This is a genomic window from Arthrobacter sp. AZCC_0090, assembly GCF_014207375.1.
Taxonomy (GTDB): domain Bacteria; phylum Actinomycetota; class Actinomycetes; order Actinomycetales; family Micrococcaceae; genus Arthrobacter.
In genome coordinates this window covers 453708-469207 of the sequence record NZ_JACHEE010000001.1, presented here as the reverse complement: position 1 = coordinate 469207, position 15500 = coordinate 453708, and the positions used below count along the sequence as shown (strand labels likewise).

At 62.9% G+C, this 15500-nt stretch carries 14 protein-coding genes; 10 read left to right on the top strand and 4 right to left on the bottom strand.

What is annotated here, in order from left to right; all coding sequences use genetic code 11:
- Nucleotides 1–75: 75 nt before the first annotated feature.
- The 3 genes from HNP00_RS02225 to kynA are packed head-to-tail and all read right to left on the bottom strand — an operon-like array spanning nucleotide 76 to nucleotide 3143.
- Nucleotides 76–966: a PaaX family transcriptional regulator C-terminal domain-containing protein gene (locus HNP00_RS02225; protein ID WP_184735429.1), complete on the bottom strand. Its 891-nt coding sequence runs from the start codon at nucleotides 964–966 to the stop codon at nucleotides 76–78.
- Entirely contained in the window at nucleotides 963–2201 is a 1239-nt protein-coding gene (locus HNP00_RS02220) for a kynureninase (RefSeq protein ID WP_184735427.1), read from the bottom strand. Before HNP00_RS02220 ends, HNP00_RS02225 begins: the two co-directional genes overlap by 4 nt.
- 60 nt (nucleotides 2202–2261) lie before the next feature.
- Nucleotides 2262–3143: a tryptophan 2,3-dioxygenase gene (kynA, locus tag HNP00_RS02215; RefSeq protein ID WP_184735425.1), complete on the bottom strand. Its 882-nt coding sequence runs from the start codon at nucleotides 3141–3143 to the stop codon at nucleotides 2262–2264.
- 131 nt (nucleotides 3144–3274) lie between these two features.
- On the opposite strand from kynA, the gene HNP00_RS02210 reads away from it, so the two are divergent.
- From HNP00_RS02210 to HNP00_RS02185, 6 genes are all read left to right on the top strand, one after another.
- The gene (locus HNP00_RS02210; RefSeq protein ID WP_184735423.1) at nucleotides 3275–3772 is read left to right on the top strand and encodes an HAD domain-containing protein; all 498 of its coding nucleotides are present in this window, start codon (nucleotides 3275–3277) and stop codon (nucleotides 3770–3772) included.
- Nucleotides 3773–3941: 169 nt separating this feature from the next.
- Nucleotides 3942–5156 carry an inorganic phosphate transporter gene (locus HNP00_RS02205; RefSeq protein WP_184735421.1) on the top strand — a complete coding sequence of 405 codons (1215 nt, stop codon included), beginning with the start codon at nucleotides 3942–3944 and terminating at the stop codon, nucleotides 5154–5156.
- Complete coding sequence (locus HNP00_RS02200) at nucleotides 5153–5374, top strand: hypothetical protein (RefSeq protein WP_184735419.1); 222 nt, start codon at nucleotides 5153–5155, stop codon at nucleotides 5372–5374. The genes HNP00_RS02205 and HNP00_RS02200 overlap by 4 nt, the downstream gene beginning before the upstream one ends.
- A 120-nt stretch (nucleotides 5375–5494) precedes the next feature.
- Nucleotides 5495–6457, top strand: coding sequence for a hypothetical protein (locus tag HNP00_RS02195; RefSeq protein ID WP_184735417.1), 963 nt, complete (start codon nucleotides 5495–5497; stop codon nucleotides 6455–6457).
- Nucleotides 6454–7359: a hypothetical protein gene (locus HNP00_RS02190; RefSeq protein ID WP_311770469.1), complete on the top strand. Its 906-nt coding sequence runs from the start codon at nucleotides 6454–6456 to the stop codon at nucleotides 7357–7359. The genes HNP00_RS02195 and HNP00_RS02190 overlap by 4 nt, the downstream gene beginning before the upstream one ends.
- A gap of 13 nt (nucleotides 7360–7372) precedes the next feature.
- On the top strand, nucleotides 7373–7924 hold the full coding sequence (locus tag HNP00_RS02185) for a dihydrofolate reductase family protein (RefSeq protein ID WP_184735415.1): 552 nt from the start codon (nucleotides 7373–7375) through the stop codon (nucleotides 7922–7924).
- Nucleotides 7925–7967: 43 nt separating this feature from the next.
- Here the strand turns inward: HNP00_RS02185 and HNP00_RS02180 are convergent, their stop codons facing one another.
- Nucleotides 7968–8435 (bottom strand): hotdog fold thioesterase, encoded by a 468-nt coding sequence (locus tag HNP00_RS02180; protein WP_184735413.1) that lies wholly within the window; start codon nucleotides 8433–8435, stop codon nucleotides 7968–7970.
- 169 nt (nucleotides 8436–8604) lie between these two features.
- On the opposite strand from HNP00_RS02180, the gene polA reads away from it, so the two are divergent.
- From polA to rpsA, 4 genes are all read left to right on the top strand, one after another.
- Nucleotides 8605–11247 carry a DNA polymerase I gene (gene polA / locus HNP00_RS02175; RefSeq protein ID WP_260404732.1) on the top strand — a complete coding sequence of 881 codons (2643 nt, stop codon included), beginning with the start codon at nucleotides 8605–8607 and terminating at the stop codon, nucleotides 11245–11247.
- Nucleotides 11248–11337: 90 nt separating this feature from the next.
- The gene (locus HNP00_RS02170; RefSeq protein ID WP_184735409.1) at nucleotides 11338–12654 is read left to right on the top strand and encodes a GNAT family N-acetyltransferase; all 1317 of its coding nucleotides are present in this window, start codon (nucleotides 11338–11340) and stop codon (nucleotides 12652–12654) included.
- 44 nt (nucleotides 12655–12698) lie between these two features.
- Nucleotides 12699–13619, top strand: coding sequence for a polysaccharide deacetylase family protein (locus HNP00_RS02165; RefSeq protein ID WP_184735407.1), 921 nt, complete (start codon nucleotides 12699–12701; stop codon nucleotides 13617–13619).
- Nucleotides 13620–13786: 167 nt separating this feature from the next.
- Nucleotides 13787–15262 carry a 30S ribosomal protein S1 gene (gene rpsA / locus HNP00_RS02160; RefSeq protein WP_184735405.1) on the top strand — a complete coding sequence of 492 codons (1476 nt, stop codon included), beginning with the start codon at nucleotides 13787–13789 and terminating at the stop codon, nucleotides 15260–15262.
- The last annotated feature ends 238 nt before the right edge of the window (nucleotides 15263–15500 follow it).

Genomic DNA, 15500 nt, shown 5'->3' with positions numbered 1-15500 from the left:
CGGGGAAGTTCATGTTTCCAGACTACTCCTGGTGCCCGGGGTGATCACGGGGTTCCAGCGCTCAGGCCGTCCCGGCTACGCTTCCAACGTCGCCTGGACGAATTCCGCGCTCGGCTTGGAATAGGCGGTTCCTATGTGCTGAAACACAGCGATCCCTTCCAATCCGGGCCAATCCTCAGGCAGGAATTCGGCCGGCAGGCCTGGGTCCAGATACGGGATGATCCGCCAGCGGTCGATGCAGCGGACATAACTGGCGAAGGTTTCGGCCGAGGCTTCCGGAGAAGCCCCCATCGTCGGGCGAGTCCCATCGGAACCCGCAGCCGGGCTCGTGACCGAACTACCGCCGTCGGCCGCGGAACCATGGTGCCGGATGAAGTCTCGATGCAGTTCCGCCACTGCGTCCAGATCCCACCATGCGGAGGCGGCATCGCGGAGGCTGCCGCCAACCAAGGGAGCGTCCGTGACGAACACCGTGGCCATGCCCCGCACCTCAAGGTCCTCCAAGATCTCCTCCACTTCCTCGCGCAGGGAATCCGGGCAGATCCACAGCCCCGCTGCCACCGTGCCGCAGCCAATCCAGTGGAGCCTGCGCCGCAATTGGTGCCGCTTTTCCCGCTCGGTTTCCGGTATGGAAAAGGACACAAGGCACCAACGGTCCCCGGACGACATGAGCCGGGGGTGGTAGATCCGGCGGTCGCCGCGGGCAAGCATGGCCGCGGCGCCGTCGGTGATGGCGAAGCCGGGAACACCCTGACACGGCCGGGGGAGCACGATGTCCTTCTTTTTCAACCGAGACAAGGCCGTTCGGGTCACAGCTGCGGTGACTCCGAGGGCCTCCATGAGGGCGATGATGTGCCTGGTGGACATCCATCCACCGGCATCGCGCAAGTACAGGCCGATCACCGTGCGTAGCAGCGACGTGGTGCTCCCTGGCCGGGAGTCCATGTCGTCAAGGACAGCACTCACAAGAGCTCGGCGAGGGCGTCCCGGATGGCGATCATACCCAGCTCAACTTCGGCATAGCTGGTGCTCAGCGGCGAGAGGCCGATGCGCAGTCCGTGCGGCGGACGGAAGTCCGGGATGACTCCCCGCTCCCAGAGTTTCTGGGTGACCTCGCCGAAGAGGGGATGGTCCACGGTGATGTGCGAGCCACGCTCTGCGGTGTTGCGCGGGCTGACGATCTCAGCGCCGAGGGGGACCAGCATGTCCTCGGCCAAAGCAACTGCGTATTCGGTGAGCTTGATGGACTTCTCCCGCACGGCGTCCATCCCGACGGACGCAATGAGCTCCACCATGTCCTTGAGCGGCTGCATGGCGAGAACCGGCGGTGTGCCGGTGATGAAGCGGCGGATCCCCTCGGCTGGCTTGTAGCTTTCTGTCATGCCGAAAGGGTTGTCGGCGCCCATCCAACCCCAAATGGGCTGCTGCAAGCGGTCCTGCTGCGCAGCGTTGACATACGCGAACGCGGGGGAACCCGGCCCGCCATTGAGGTACTTGTACGTGCAACCGACTGCGAGGTCAACGCCCCAAGCATCCAGTTCGAGGGGTACTGAGCCTACTGAGTGGCACAGATCCCAGAGCATGAGGGCGCCGGCGTCCTTCACCAACGTGGTGATCGCCTCGGCGTCTGCAAGGAAGCCGGAACGGTACGCTACATGGCTGAGGACGACCACGGCGGTCCGCTCGCTGAGCAGTCCCTCAAGGTCCGTGGTCCGGACGCCGCTTGCCGGGTTGGAGGCGACCCACTTGATGGTGGCGCCCTTTTCCGCCGCGATGCCCTCGATGATGAAACGGTCGGTGGGGAAGTTGTCGCGGTCAACCACGATCTCATCGCGGCCCGGCTGTGCATCCACCGCGGCCCGGATGAGCTTGTAAAGCATGACGGAGGTGGAATCTCCGACCGTGACCTGGCCGGCGGCTGCACCCAGCGTGACGGCGCCGATCCGGTCGCCGACCCTCGTGGGCTCGTCCATCCACTGTTCGTCCCAGCCTCGGATGAGGCGGCTGCCCCACGCGTCCTGGACGAATGAAGCCAGCTTCGCCGAAGTGGCCTTGAGCGGGCGGCCGAGCGAGTTGCCGTCGAGATAGGCGGCGAGCTGACCGGCGTCGGGGGTGTAGAAAGCCTCGCGCTGCTCGGCGAGGGGATCTACGGCGTCGAGTTCGGCCGACGTCGGCCGTTGCGTTTGCTGCACGCTATTCATGTCTCTCCTGAAGAAAACTGATGGGGTTGCTGGAAGTGCCGGTTTGCCTTGAATTGCTGTTCAGTTGCCGATCTCGGTGCGGACGGCGTAAAGCTCTGGGAAGAATGTCAGGTCAAGTGCCCGCTTGAGGAAGTCGACGCCCGATGAGCCGCCCGTACCCACCTTGAATCCGATGGTCCGTTGCACCGTGCGCAAGTGGCGGAAACGCCAGGCATGGAAATTGTCTTCGATGTCCACGAGGTCTTCGCATGCCTCATAGAAACCCCACGGGGTGGCTTCCGATTCGTAGATCTCCTGGAAGACGGGGACAAGGTCCTTGTGGAACGTCCACGGTTCGCTTGTGTCACGTTCCAGGATGTCGGCGGGAACTGCGTAGCCCGCCCGCGCCAGTACTGCGAGGAAGGCATCGTAGAGCGTCGGCTCCTCCACGAGGGCGTTGAGCTGGCTGTGCGCGGCCGGATCGCTCTCAAAGACGCGGAGCATGTCGCGGTTCTTGTTGCCCAGGAGGAACTCGACGCCGCGGTACTGGTGGGACTGGAAGCCAGAGGAACTGCCCAGGAAGCGCCGGAATTCGGAGTACTCACGAGGAGTGAGTGTGCCCAGGACCGACCACTGCTCAGTCATGGTCCGCTGGATCGCTTTGACCCGTGCGATGCATTTGAGGGCCTTGGCAAGGTTGTCCACATCAAGGAGCCGGCGTGCCTCAAGGAGTTCATGGAGGATGAGCTTGAGCCATAGTTCGCTGGTTTGGTGCTGGATGATGAACAACATTTCGTCATGGTGTTCTGGGGTGCTCAATGGGTGCTGGGCTGTCAGCAGGCGGTCAAGGTCCAGGTACCCGCCGTAGGACATGGCTTGGCTGAAGTCGGTACGGACCGAATCTTCGAGGTGCCTGATGCTTTGGGCGGAGTGGCCGGCGGAGTGGCCGGTGCGGTTTTCCATGCCTTGAGCGTATCAGTTTTGTGACGGACGTCAAGATAGTGAATCGTCTTGAGCGTTCCTTGATTCAGACCGCCGCGCCGCCGCTCCTTTGCCCTACGCTGGGCTTATCGCCAAGTCCGGGAGGGGGCTCTGTGGGCATTGTTACCCTGTATCTTGACGTCGACGGCGTCGTGAACCCCTTTGGTCCCCTGGGCTTCACCGATTGGGGTACTGAATGGAAAATCGCCGACGCCGGAATACTGGACGTCGTTTACGCCGCCGAGTTGGTTGACGAGCTCAATGAGCTGGCCGCACATCCTGCAGCGAGGTTTGTCTGGCTGACCACGTGGCAGCAGCTCGCCCCGGAGTTCCTGTGTCCGGCAATCGGTCTCCACGGTGAACATTGGCCCGTCTTGACCAGCGACGGTTGGGACGAGACTGCGGATTGGTGGAAGTTGGACGTTTTGCAAAAGGACGTCCAAGAGTCCGGAGCCGAACGCTTCGTGTGGATGGATGATCAGTTGGCCCAAGAGGCTGCAGCCCGCTCTTGGGCGGAATTCCTTGGTGACCGGGTGCTTTGGATCTCACCGGACCCGCGGCGTGGCTTGTCCCGGAGCGATATCGCGGCCGTCCGGCAATTCCTCGGCTGAATCGATGTTTGGCCATGCTGGCAATGGCACGTAGGATTCTTAAGGTTTCACGCCCGCCATAGTTAATTCCGCCAGTACAGTCAGATGAACGGTTGTTGAACTGTGCTGTGCAAGGCAGGCCCCGGGGAAGTGGAACTGCGCATCGTCGACTCTGCAGATTGGGCACTAGGTGGAAATCACCTTCATGGTCGCGCTTGTCATAGCGCTGGCCTTATTTTTTGACTTCACTAACGGGTTCCACGACACAGCGAACGCAATGGCCACCCCGATTGCTACCGGCGCTATCAAGCCCAAGACGGCTGTTGCCCTGGCCGCGGTCCTCAACCTCGTGGGCGCGTTCCTGTCGACCGAAGTGGCGAAGACCATTTCCGGAGGCCTTATCCGCGAAGGCACGGACGGGATCCACATCACGCCGGAGATCATCTTCGCCGGGCTCATGGGGGCCGTTCTGTGGAACATGTTCACTTGGCTCAAGGGGCTGCCGTCCAGTTCTTCGCACGCGCTTTTTGGCGGGCTCATCGGTGCGGCGATCGTCGGCATTGGATTCCACGCAGTCAACTTCGATACGGTGCTCCAGAAGGTCATTCTTCCGGCCATCTTCTCGCCACTGCTCGCCGGCGCCGTGGCCTATCTTTGCACCAGGCTCGCCTACGCCCTGACATCCCGTCATGACCCCGAAACCGGTGACAAGCTGACCCAGAAGCGCGGCGGATTCCGTACGGGCCAGATCTTCACCTCCAGCCTCGTCGCGTTGGCCCACGGCACCAACGACGCGCAGAAGACCATGGGCATCATCACCCTCGTCCTGATCGCCGCTGGAACCCAGCCGGCGGGCAGCGGCCCGCAGCTCTGGGTCATCGGGGCCTGCGCACTTGCCATCGCCATCGGAACCTACGCCGGTGGCTGGCGCATCATCCGGACCATGGGCTCCGGGCTGACCGAGGTCAAGCCTGCCCAGGGCTTCTCCGCCGAGGCCAGCACAGCCTCGGCCATCCTCGCTTCCTCCCACCTCGGCTTCGCGCTGTCCACCACCCAGGTTGCCTCGGGCTCGGTCATTGGCTCGGGACTGGGACGTAAGGGCACCACTGTGCGTTGGGGCACGGTGGGGCGCATCGCCACCGGATGGCTCTTCACCCTCCCGGCCGCTGCCATCGTTGGCGCCCTGACTGCGTTCCTCATTGGCACCGGCACTGTCGGCGTGGTCATCGCGGCAGTCGTGGGCACCGCCGTCGTCGTCTACATGTTCATTTACTCGAGGAAGTCGCACGTGGGCCACCACAACGCCGTCGAAGTCGAGGAAGCCGGCACCGCTGTCCGCTTCCGCAAGAAGAACGCCAGAAAACAAAGTCCGAGCAAGAGCATGAGTAAGGACATCCGGGCATGAAGTGGTTGGATCTTGTGCAGGTGGCCGGGGCAACCCTCGTGGCGGCCGTACTCTTGGTAGTGCTGTATTCGCTCGGCGTTCGCCTCACGGCTATCGCGGGCGACGCCCGGCGGAAGTCACCGGCAATGGTCTGGTCCCTTGCCTATCTGTGTTTCGCGGCATGCGGCATCGCCGTGCTTTTCGGGATCTATCTGATCGTCCCGTACTTCAGCAAATAGCATCACCCGCCGGCTCTGGCAGTCAACTCCATTCGGGAGAATAATCGGCTGTGTAGCTGCGTAAGCTGATTGGTCCCTTGGCAGGGGCCGATACGCCGCCTTCGGCGGGTGGGGGCTGAAATGAACTACGGGACCCGGAACCGAATCCTCGGACTACTGCTCCTTCCTGCTATTTTTGCCATGGGCGGTTGCGCCGGTCCTTCACAAGATTCGGCCCCCGCGCAAGGCTCCGCCGCTTCCGGGGGATCCGGCGCCCCCGTGTCCGCCTCCTCTGCGTCGACTGCCGTCGTCGAACCCACCCTTGTGCCGGGAGGTCCTGCGGGTCCGGACGTTCCGCCGCCAGCGGCGGCTCCTGTGGTGCGGTGGGTTCCGATCGGGCCGATCGGTCCAAATGATCCCCAGGAAGGGCGGATGTATCTCTACGCCCAGGGGAAAGACTGCGACAGGCTGCGCGACGGCGTCGACGGCACCACCTTCAAGGACGTGTGGCGGGCTGCTGCCGCCGTCTGTGATGCGCTGCGCGTCAACACGGGCCAGTCGTGGCAAGCCGCGGCAACGGCCACTGCGGCAGTGCCGGAAGTTCCCGCAAACCGATGCCTCGAGTTGGCCATCGTCGTTGTAATGCGGGGCGTGGTGGACTACCACGCGAGCAACCCCACCTCGGCAGTTCCCCTTCAGCCAGGAGCCGGGGAATCGTGCCCCCGCCATCTGAGCGGCCTCACGGTGGTGGACGAAAACCTCAATCCTGTTCCCGGCCTGCAACGTCCGGGCGGACCTCGCACGGGTGGGACCTGGGTGCGCCTGGATGGTTACTACGTCCGGGTGAGCTCGTTGAAGATCGACGGCATCGATTCCGGAGTCGAGACCCGAAGCGCCGGCGACTATTCGCCGGTCTATTTCAAGACGCCGGCGGCCACAGCCAACAATTCCTTCACAGTCACCATCTCTGACACTCTGGACGTGGTCGGCGCAGCCCAGTTCTTCTACGACGACTCAGGTGGATCGTCGGGCAGCCCTACCGCGGGGCCGTCGTCGACAGGCGGACCGCCTCAACCATCGCGAAGCGGCGCGGCTTTGCCGTGAGCGAAGAATCCGCCAAGAAGGAAGCCAACAACCAGGAAATGGTTCTGGTCGAGTCCCGCTGGCAGCGCACGCTGGACGTGCTCTCGGTGATCGGCCCGCCGCTGACCGTAGCCACGGCGTTGCTGGTCTATTTCGGTTGGGCGCGCACGGATGCGCAGGCAAAATCCATGGGGCTGGACGTGAGCCTCTTTGGCTACACCGTCCAGGACTTCATCTTGCGCAGCATCCAGTCCCTGTTCCGCCCTCTTGCCTGGTTGGCCCTTGTCGGACTCCTATGGCTCATGGCGGACCGCGGCGTGGACAAACTGTTGGCAGACCAGCGCCTCCGGCCCGCCATTCGAAGGACAGCGACGGCACTGCTGGTGCTCGGCTTCCTTTTCGCCGCCGTCATGTGGGTCCTGACGATTTCGCAGCCGGAGCGGATCCTCCTCTATGTGCCGTACATGATCGCAGGCGGGCTGTTGCTGGGAGCCTGGGGCATGAGCCTGCGCCGCCGGGCTGCTGCGGGCTCGGGGCGCAGCCTCACCGTGACACCCCGCGCACTGGAACGTTCTTTCATCTTTGTGCTTGTCACGCTCCTGTTGTTCTGGGGCACGTCGGACTATGCCCAGGCACTAGGGCGCGGCGCCGCCGTCGAATATCAGGAACGCTCCCAACTCTTGCCCACCGCCGTCGTTTACAGCAAGGAACGGCTGGCGGTTACCGCCCCCAATGTCCACGAAGAAACCGCCGGGACGGCGGCCGAGCCGTTGTACCGGTACACGGGGCTCCGGCTGCTTGTGGTGAGCGGCGGACGGATCTTCCTGCTCAACGACGGCTGGACGCTGAAGGAAGGCCGCGTGGTGGTGTTGCGCGATGATTCGAGCGTGCGCGTGGAGTATGGGAACCCATCGGCCGAATGAGTAGGGTAAGGCCATGTCGGATTTCCAGTATTACGTGGCGTCCTCGCTTGACGGATATATCGCCACCAACGAAGACGATCTCGGCTGGCTGCTCCAGTTCGAAGAGGCCGAGGGCGTCACCGAGAGCTACGAAGACTTCATGGCCGGCATCGGCTGCATTGTGATGGGCGGCCAGACCTATCGCTGGCTCATGGAACACGAACCGGGCAAATGGCCCTATCCGGGTGTTCCATGCTGGATCTTCACCCACCGCGAATACGCCGCGCCACCGGGTGCGGACGTCACGTTCGCGCGTGGGGAAGTCCGGGAGTTCGCACCGGACCTGCTTGCCGACGCCGGCGACAAGAACGTGTGGCTGGTCGGCGGCGGAAACCTGGTTGCCCAATTCGCCAAGGAGGGATTGCTGGACGAGATGATTGTCACGCTTATCCCGGTCGCTTTGGGCTCCGGTAAGCGGTTGCTTCCCGTGGAGAGCACGACGGCGCCGCTTGAGCTGGTCTCGTCCCGCACCCTGGGTGGAGCGGCGGTGGAGCTGCGCTACCGGTTCCCAGCACGTGCGCGGTGACCCGGGGCTGCTAACGGGCGTGCTGACCCCGGCCGGCGTTGAGTCAGTGGTGCCTGTTCTCCCGGATCATGTTGGTGATCCGGGCCGTTGACAGCCGTCGTCCGTGTTCATCGGTCATGACAATTTCGTGAGTGGCGAGCGTGCCGCCAAGGTGGATGGCCGTGCACGTGCCAGTGACCAGACCGTTTGCTACGGATCGATGGTGGGTGGCACCTACCTCTATCCCCACCACATGGCGTCCGGCTCCCGCGTGCAGGGCTGCCGAGAAGGAGCCCAAGGTCTCGGCGAGAACCACATGGGCTCCGCCATGGAGGATCCCCGCCACTTGCGTGTTCCCTTCCACCGGCATGGTGGCGACGGTACGTTCAGGGCTCATTTCAAGAAATTTGATGCCCATCTTCGTCACGAGCGATCCCACGCCGTAGCGGGAGAGCCAACCGTGCAACTCCTGTGGAACGCCGGCTGCATTGAGTTCGTCGGTGAACGGGCCCGGCGTGAAATTGTCCATCATGGCAACTAGGCTGGCACCTGTGAGCGAAACAACCAAACCGGACCCAGTTCCCACCGACACCCCAGCGACTACGGCTACAGTCACCGCAACGGCGCCAAATCCTGCAGCAACCACTACCGGCACGGTGGCAGGTGGCAAGCCGAGGCTCCTGGTCCTCGATGGTCACTCGATGGCATTCCGGGCGTTCTATGCTCTTCCAGCAGAGAACTTCGCCACCTCCTCGGGCCAGCACACCAACGCCGTGCATGGCTTCACCTCGATGTTGATCAACCTCATCAAGGATCAGAAGCCCACCCACGTCGCGGTGGCCTTCGATGTCTCGGACGACACGACCTTCCGCAAGGCGGAGTACAGCGAATACAAGGCTGGCCGCAATGAGACGCCGTCGGAATTCCGCGGGCAGATCGATCTCATCGATCAAGTCATGGAAGCGTGGGGCATCAAGACCATCAAGATGCCCGGCTACGAGGCTGACGACATCCTCGCCACACTCGCGGCACGGGGCGAGGCCGCAGGCTACGAAGTCCTCCTGGTCTCAGGGGACCGTGACGCTTTCCAGCTCATCACGGACAACGTGTTCGTCCTGTACCCGAAACAGGGTGTTTCCAATATTCCTCGCATGGACGCGGCAGCCATCGAAGAAAAGTATTTCGTTCCCCCGTCCCGCTACTCCGATCTCGCCGCGCTGGTAGGGGAGTCCGCCGACAACCTCGCGGGCGTTCCCGGTGTCGGCCCCAAGACCGCAGCCAAGTGGATCAACCTCTACGGCGGCCTGGAAGGGATCCTGGAGAACCTGGATTCCATCGGCGGCAAAGTCGGTGGAGCCCTCCGGGAAAACATCGACGCCGTCAAGCGCAATCGCCGCCTCAACCAGCTCCTAAGCGACCTTGAGCTCCCTGTGACGCTCGCGGAACTTGAGGAACCGCGTCCAAATCGCCAGGAGATCGAGACACTCTTCGACACCCTCGAGTTCAGGACCCTCCGCCCCCGGCTGTTCGCACTCTATGGCGACGACACGGTCGGGGCAGCCCCGGAGACCATCGACCCCCCTCACTACAAAGTCCTCGAAGACGCCGCCGCGCTGGAGGAGTTCTTCGCCGCCGGTGCGGGGAGCCGCGCCGCCGTCGCGGTGCAACTGGTCCCGGGCCGGATTGGCGACGACGCTGATGCCCTCGCGATCGTGCGCCCCAACGACGCCGCTTACATCGAGCTTTCGTCGCTGGATGCCGCGGCCGAGACAGTTCTGGCCACGTGGCTTCGCGACCCCGAAGAAGCCAAGGTCATGCACGAGTTCAAGGACGCGCTGAAGGCCTTGCATAACCGCGGACTGGGCCTGGAAGGCGTGGTGGATGACACCTCCATTTCCGGTTACCTGATTCAGCCGGACCGTCGCAGCTACGAACTCGCCGAGCTCGCCCAGCACCATTTGAGGATTACCGTCACCACGGCCGCAACACAAAGCGGCCAGCTGGAACTCGAACTGGGTGACGGACCGGACGGTGCCGCGGCTACCGCGCTCGTCCAGCAGGCCGCCGTCGTACACGCGCTGAGCAAGCACTTCGAAAGCGAGCTCGCCGAGCGCAAAGCTGAAGCACTCCTGACCACGCTCGAACTGCCGGTCGCCCGGGTTCTGGCACAGATGGAACTCTCGGGCATATCGATCTCGATGGACCGCCTGAATGAACAGCTCGCGGACCTCGCCAAGGTGATCGACAATGCCCAGGATCAGGCGTTTGCCGCGATCGGCCACGAAGTCAATCTTGGCTCGCCGAAGCAGCTTCAGACCGTACTCTTCGAAGAACTTGGCTTGCCTAAAACCAAGAAGATCAAGTCCGGGTACACCACCGATGCCGCCTCGTTGAAGGCCCTCCTGGAGAAGACCGGCCACGAGTTCCTTGTGCAACTCATGGCCCACCGGGAATCCTCCAAACTGGCCCAGATGCTGGAGACGCTCAAGAAATCGGTGGCGGAGGACGGTCGCATCCACACGACATACGCGCAAAACGTCGCGGCCACGGGACGCATCTCCTCGAACAACCCCAATCTCCAGAACATCCCGGTGCGCAGTGAGGAAGGCAGGCGCGTCCGCGGAATCTTCGTCGTCAGCGAAGGCTACGAGTGCCTGTTGTCGGCCGACTATTCACAGATCGAAATGCGCATCATGGCGCACCTCTCGGGCGATGAGGGACTCATCCAGGCCTACAAGGACGGTGAGGACCTGCACCGCTACGTGGGCTCGCACATCTTCAACGTCGCACCCGAAAACGTCACCAGTGCCATGCGCTCCAAGGTCAAGGCCATGTCCTACGGCTTGGCCTATGGGTTGACCTCGTTCGGCCTGTCCAAGCAACTGGAAATCTCGGTGGACGAAGCCCGGACCCTCATGAAGGACTACTTCGACCGCTTCGGCGCCGTGCGCGACTACCTGCGTGGCGTAGTGGAACAGGCCAGGATCGATGGCTACACGGCCACGATCGAAGGGCGCCGCCGCTATCTTCCGGACCTGACCAGCACGGACCGCCAGCACCGGGAGATCGCCGAACGCATTGCACTGAACTCCCCAATCCAGGGTTCGGCCGCGGACCTCATGAAGCGGGCCATGCTCGGCGTTTCCGCCGAGTTGACCAGCCACGGGCTGAAGTCCCGGATGCTGCTGCAGGTCCATGACGAACTCGTGCTCGAGGTAGCACACGGCGAACGCGAAGCGGTCGAAAAGCTCGTGACCGAACAAATGGGGACGGCAGCCCAGCTCTCGGTGCCGCTGGACGTGCAGCTCGGCGTCGGCTCCAGTTGGTACGACGCCGGACACTAGCAGCAGGCTCGCCGGCCTGGGTGCAGGCTTGCACGGGGCGCGCCGCCGATATGGTGGCGTGCCCCCATGCTGTCTGGCTAGGCTCGGGACGTGGCTGATCCCAAGGAAACAAACGAAAAATACAATGTCAAGCGCTTTCGTTCCGTCGACAAGGAGAACCCGGACTACGGACAAGCACGTGATTGGCTCCAAGCCGTTGGCTTCGGATTCCACGACGAGCAACGAAGCGATGAGCTCATCGACAAGATTCTTGCGATGTACCAAGCGGACAACCGGGAGCTGACCGGCGTTTACGTCAACGACGCGCCACCGTTGCACGCGCTCAACCCGGGCTTTCCGGTGGCAACATTCGGAACGCTGGAAAACAAGCTGAATATTGGCTTTGGGCAAGAACTGCGGACGCGCCAGATCACCGCTGTCACCGTCCGCGGAACGCATCGGCGCCACGGCCTCTTGCGGGGGATGATGACCGCAGATCTGGCCGCGGCCAAGGATGATGGATTCGCCATGGCAGCCCTGACGGCTTCCGAGGCATCCATTTACGGTCGCTTTGGGTTTGGTGTCGCAACCTTTGAGCGGAGCATCAAGGTGGACACCGGTCCAAAGTTCCGCGTCCGTCACGAACCCGTGGGCCGGGTGGAAATCGCGGACCCCAGGGTCCTCCTTGAACTGGCGCCTGAGGTTTTCGAACGCGTTCACCGCCGTACGCCGGGGTCCATCGTGCGGCAGGACGCCTACCGCCATCACGTGTCCGGGGCCATGAAACGTGACGGCAGCGAGGACAAGGCCATCAAATGGGCGCTCCATTACGCACCGGACGGCACCATTGACGGCTACGTGTCCTACAAGTTCACCGGCTGGGACACGAAGCCATACACCGTGGAAATCGTGGACCTTGTGGCCGCGACGGACTCCGGGTACCTGGAACTGTGGCAATTCCTGGGAAGCATTGATCTCGTAGAGCAGGTCTCCTGGGCTGACGCGCCGGTGGAAGACCCCCTGGCATGGGCGCTCGTGGACGGGCGCTGCGTCACGTCATCCGACTACCGGGACATGTTGTGGTTGCGCGTCCTCGATGTCTCCGCAGCCTTGTCAGCCCGCCGCTACGGCGCCGATGGCCGTTTGGTGCTGGAAATCCGCGATACGCTCGGTTTTGCGGAAGGCATTTGGGAATTGGCGTCCGACGGCGGCGTCGTCACCGTCAGCGACGCCCGCGGTGGGAGCCAAGGCCTGAGCCCGGACGTGAGCATGGACGTCACGGATCTGGGGTCTGTCTATTTGGGTGCCGTCAGTCCTGTAACCTTGGCTTCGGCAGGCCGGATCCGCGAGCACACGCCAGGCGCAACATTGGCTGGCCAGCAGATGTTCGCCGTCGAACGTCCAGCCCACTGCCTGACGCATTTCTAGGCAAAAAACGTCACCCGCCTGATCGACAACAGAAGAAGGATTCCATGGGGGAATTCCCAGCTGGTGGTAATCCCGCCGGCCCATCGGCCTTGCCCGGCCGGCGGTCATTGTTGCTGGCTGCAGCCGGTCTAACGGCGGCCGGGCTGGCTGCCTGCGCCCAACAACCCGATGCCACACCAGCTGCCCGTCCGGACCAGGCTTCAACACCGGTCGTGGAGCCCGCCGGCCACCATCCGGTCGTGCCCGAAACGCGGCCGGTTCCGCCGTCGAAGTCGCAGATCGTAGCTGAATTCTCCGGACGCAAGCCCGTTGAATGGGGGCTCGGAGTCGCTGGTGTGGTCACGAAGACGGCCTCCACTCATGCGGTCTTGACTTTTGATGCTTGCGGAGGCCCCCGGGGAACAGAATGCGATCACCGCCTGCTTAAGACGCTGCGGAGGCTCAACGTTCCTGCCACGTTGTTCGTGAACGGACGCTGGATCAAAGCCAACCCCGGACTGGCCGCCGAACTCGCGGCCGACCCTTTGTTCGAGTTGGCCAACCACGGCTTCCGGCACCAACCACTGTCCGTCAGCGGGCGTTCCGCCTACGGCATCGCGGGCACGTCCAACGTGGGTGAGGTGTACGACGAAATCATGGGCAACCAGGACGTCATGGAGCAGCTTTTTGGTAAAGCCCCCCGCTTCTTCCGGGCAGGGACGGCCTACTATGACGACGTCGCCGCGGCGATCACTCACGCCGTCGGACTAGTGCCGGTGAACTTCACTGTGAACGGCGACGGCGGTGCGACCTTCCCCGCGCCGGTCGTCGCTTCGGAGGTGGGCAAGATCGGAGCAGGACAGATCGTGATCTCACACTTCAATCAACCTGCCGGCGGCACCGCGGAGGGCTATGAACGTGCTTTGCCACGCTTAGTGGACCGAGGCGTGACGTTCGCGCGGCTCGGTGACACGCTGCCGCTTTGACCCTCCTTGAGGCGAACGACTAGAATAAACGGGCGCGTACTACGTGCGCGTAAATTTACAATCCACAATTCAGGATGACCCGGCGTTTTGCCGTGTCCTGCGGACCGGGAACGGAAAGCGGGCGGTTTGCCTGACCGATACTCTATCCACAACGGAGCCCCTACTACATGACCATCACCTCCACCGAGAAGCCAGGTACCCCCGTAGTCGCGATCAACGACATCGGTACCGCTGAGGACTTCCTCGCAGCTGTCGACGCCACCATCAAATACTTCAACGACGGAGACCTCGTCGAAGGTATCGTCGTCAAGGTCGACCGCGACGAAGTTCTGCTCGACATCGGTTACAAGACCGAAGGTGTCATCCCTTCCCGCGAGCTTTCCATCAAGCACGACGTTGACCCCGGGGACGTCGTCTCCGTTGGCGATCAGGTCGAAGCCCTGGTGCTCACCAAGGAAGACAAAGAAGGCCGTCTGATCCTCTCCAAGAAGCGTGCTCAGTACGAGCGTGCCTGGGGCGACATCGAGAAGGTCAAGGAAGAAGACGGTGTTGTCACCGGTACCGTCATCGAGGTTGTCAAGGGTGGCCTTATCCTCGACATCGGTCTGCGCGGCTTCCTGCCCGCATCCCTCGTCGAGATGCGCCGCGTCCGCGACCTCGCTCCGTACATCGGTCAGCAGATCGAAGCCAAGATCATCGAGCTGGACAAGAACCGCAACAACGTTGTTCTTTCCCGCCGTGCATGGCTCGAGCAGACCCAGTCCGAGGTCCGCTCCACATTCCTTAACAAGCTGGAAAAGGGCCAGGTTCGTCCCGGCGTCGTTTCCTCCATCGTCAACTTCGGTGCATTCGTGGACCTGGGCGGCGTAGATGGTCTGGTTCACGTTTCCGAGCTGTCCTGGAAGCACATCGACCACCCGTCCGAGGTTGTCGAGGTTGGCCAGGAAGTCACCGTCGAGGTTCTCGAAGTGGATCTGGACCGCGAGCGCGTGTCCCTGTCCCTCAAGGCCACGCAGGAAGACCCGTGGCAGACCTTCGCCCGCACCCACGCCCTCGGCCAGGTTGTTCCGGGTAAGGTCACCAAGCTGGTTCCGTTCGGTGCGTTCGTTCGCGTCGAGGACGGCATCGAGGGTCTGGTTCACATCTCCGAGCTGGCTGTCCGCCACGTTGAGCTTGCTGAGCAGGTCGTCTCCGTTGGCGACGAGCTCTTCGTCAAGGTCATCGACATCGACCTTGAGCGTCGCCGCATCTCCCTCTCCCTCAAGCAGGCTAACGAGGGCGTTGACGCTGACAGCACCGAGTTCGACCCGGCTCTGTACGGTATGGCCGCTGAGTACGACGAAGAGGGCAACTACAAGTACCCCGAGGGCTTCGACCCCGAGTCGAACGAATGGCTCGAGGGCTACGAGACGCAGCGCGCCGCTTGGGAGCAGCAGTACGCTGACGCCCAGGCACGTTGGGAAGCTCACAAGAAGCAGGTTTCCCAGCACGCTGCTGACGACGCCGCTGCTGCCGCTTCCGGCGAGAGCGACTCCGGCACCACCAGCTACTCTTCCGAGCCGGCTGCTACTGAGTCCAACGCGGGCACCCTGGCATCCGACGAGGCCCTCGCCGCTCTGCGCGAGAAGCTGACCGGCAACTAATTGCCACTGGCCCGGGTTTCCGGGCTGGAATGAAAGCGGCTCCTGCGATTCATTTACGAATCGCAGGAGCCGCTTTTTCTTTAACTCCAGAGTCCCCGTCGCCCACGTTCCGAGGGGACATGTCCGGTTTTCTTGCCAGGTCTCCGTGGGACATGCGCATCCTTGGCAGCGAGGGCTGGGCATATAGCTGTTATGTCCATCGGTGACAGCCAGGGGAGGGCATGTCCCGTGGCCCGCG

Coding starts and splice junctions, on each gene's coding strand:
- HNP00_RS02200 (WP_184735419.1), top strand. CDS start 5,153: ATGAAGTGGTTGGATCTTGTGCAGGTGGCCGGGGCAACCCTCGTGGCG.
- HNP00_RS02165 (WP_184735407.1), top strand. CDS start 12,699: ATGGGGGAATTCCCAGCTGGTGGTAATCCCGCCGGCCCATCGGCCTTG.
- HNP00_RS02180 (WP_184735413.1), bottom strand. CDS start 8,435: ATGATGGACAATTTCACGCCGGGCCCGTTCACCGACGAACTCAATGCA.
- rpsA (WP_184735405.1), top strand. CDS start 13,787: ATGACCATCACCTCCACCGAGAAGCCAGGTACCCCCGTAGTCGCGATC.
- HNP00_RS02185 (WP_184735415.1), top strand. CDS start 7,373: ATGTCGGATTTCCAGTATTACGTGGCGTCCTCGCTTGACGGATATATC.
- HNP00_RS02195 (WP_184735417.1), top strand. CDS start 5,495: ATGAACTACGGGACCCGGAACCGAATCCTCGGACTACTGCTCCTTCCT.
- kynA (WP_184735425.1), bottom strand. CDS start 3,143: ATGGAAAACCGCACCGGCCACTCCGCCGGCCACTCCGCCCAAAGCATC.
- HNP00_RS02220 (WP_184735427.1), bottom strand. CDS start 2,201: ATGAATAGCGTGCAGCAAACGCAACGGCCGACGTCGGCCGAACTCGAC.
- polA (WP_260404732.1), top strand. CDS start 8,605: ATGGCATTCCGGGCGTTCTATGCTCTTCCAGCAGAGAACTTCGCCACC.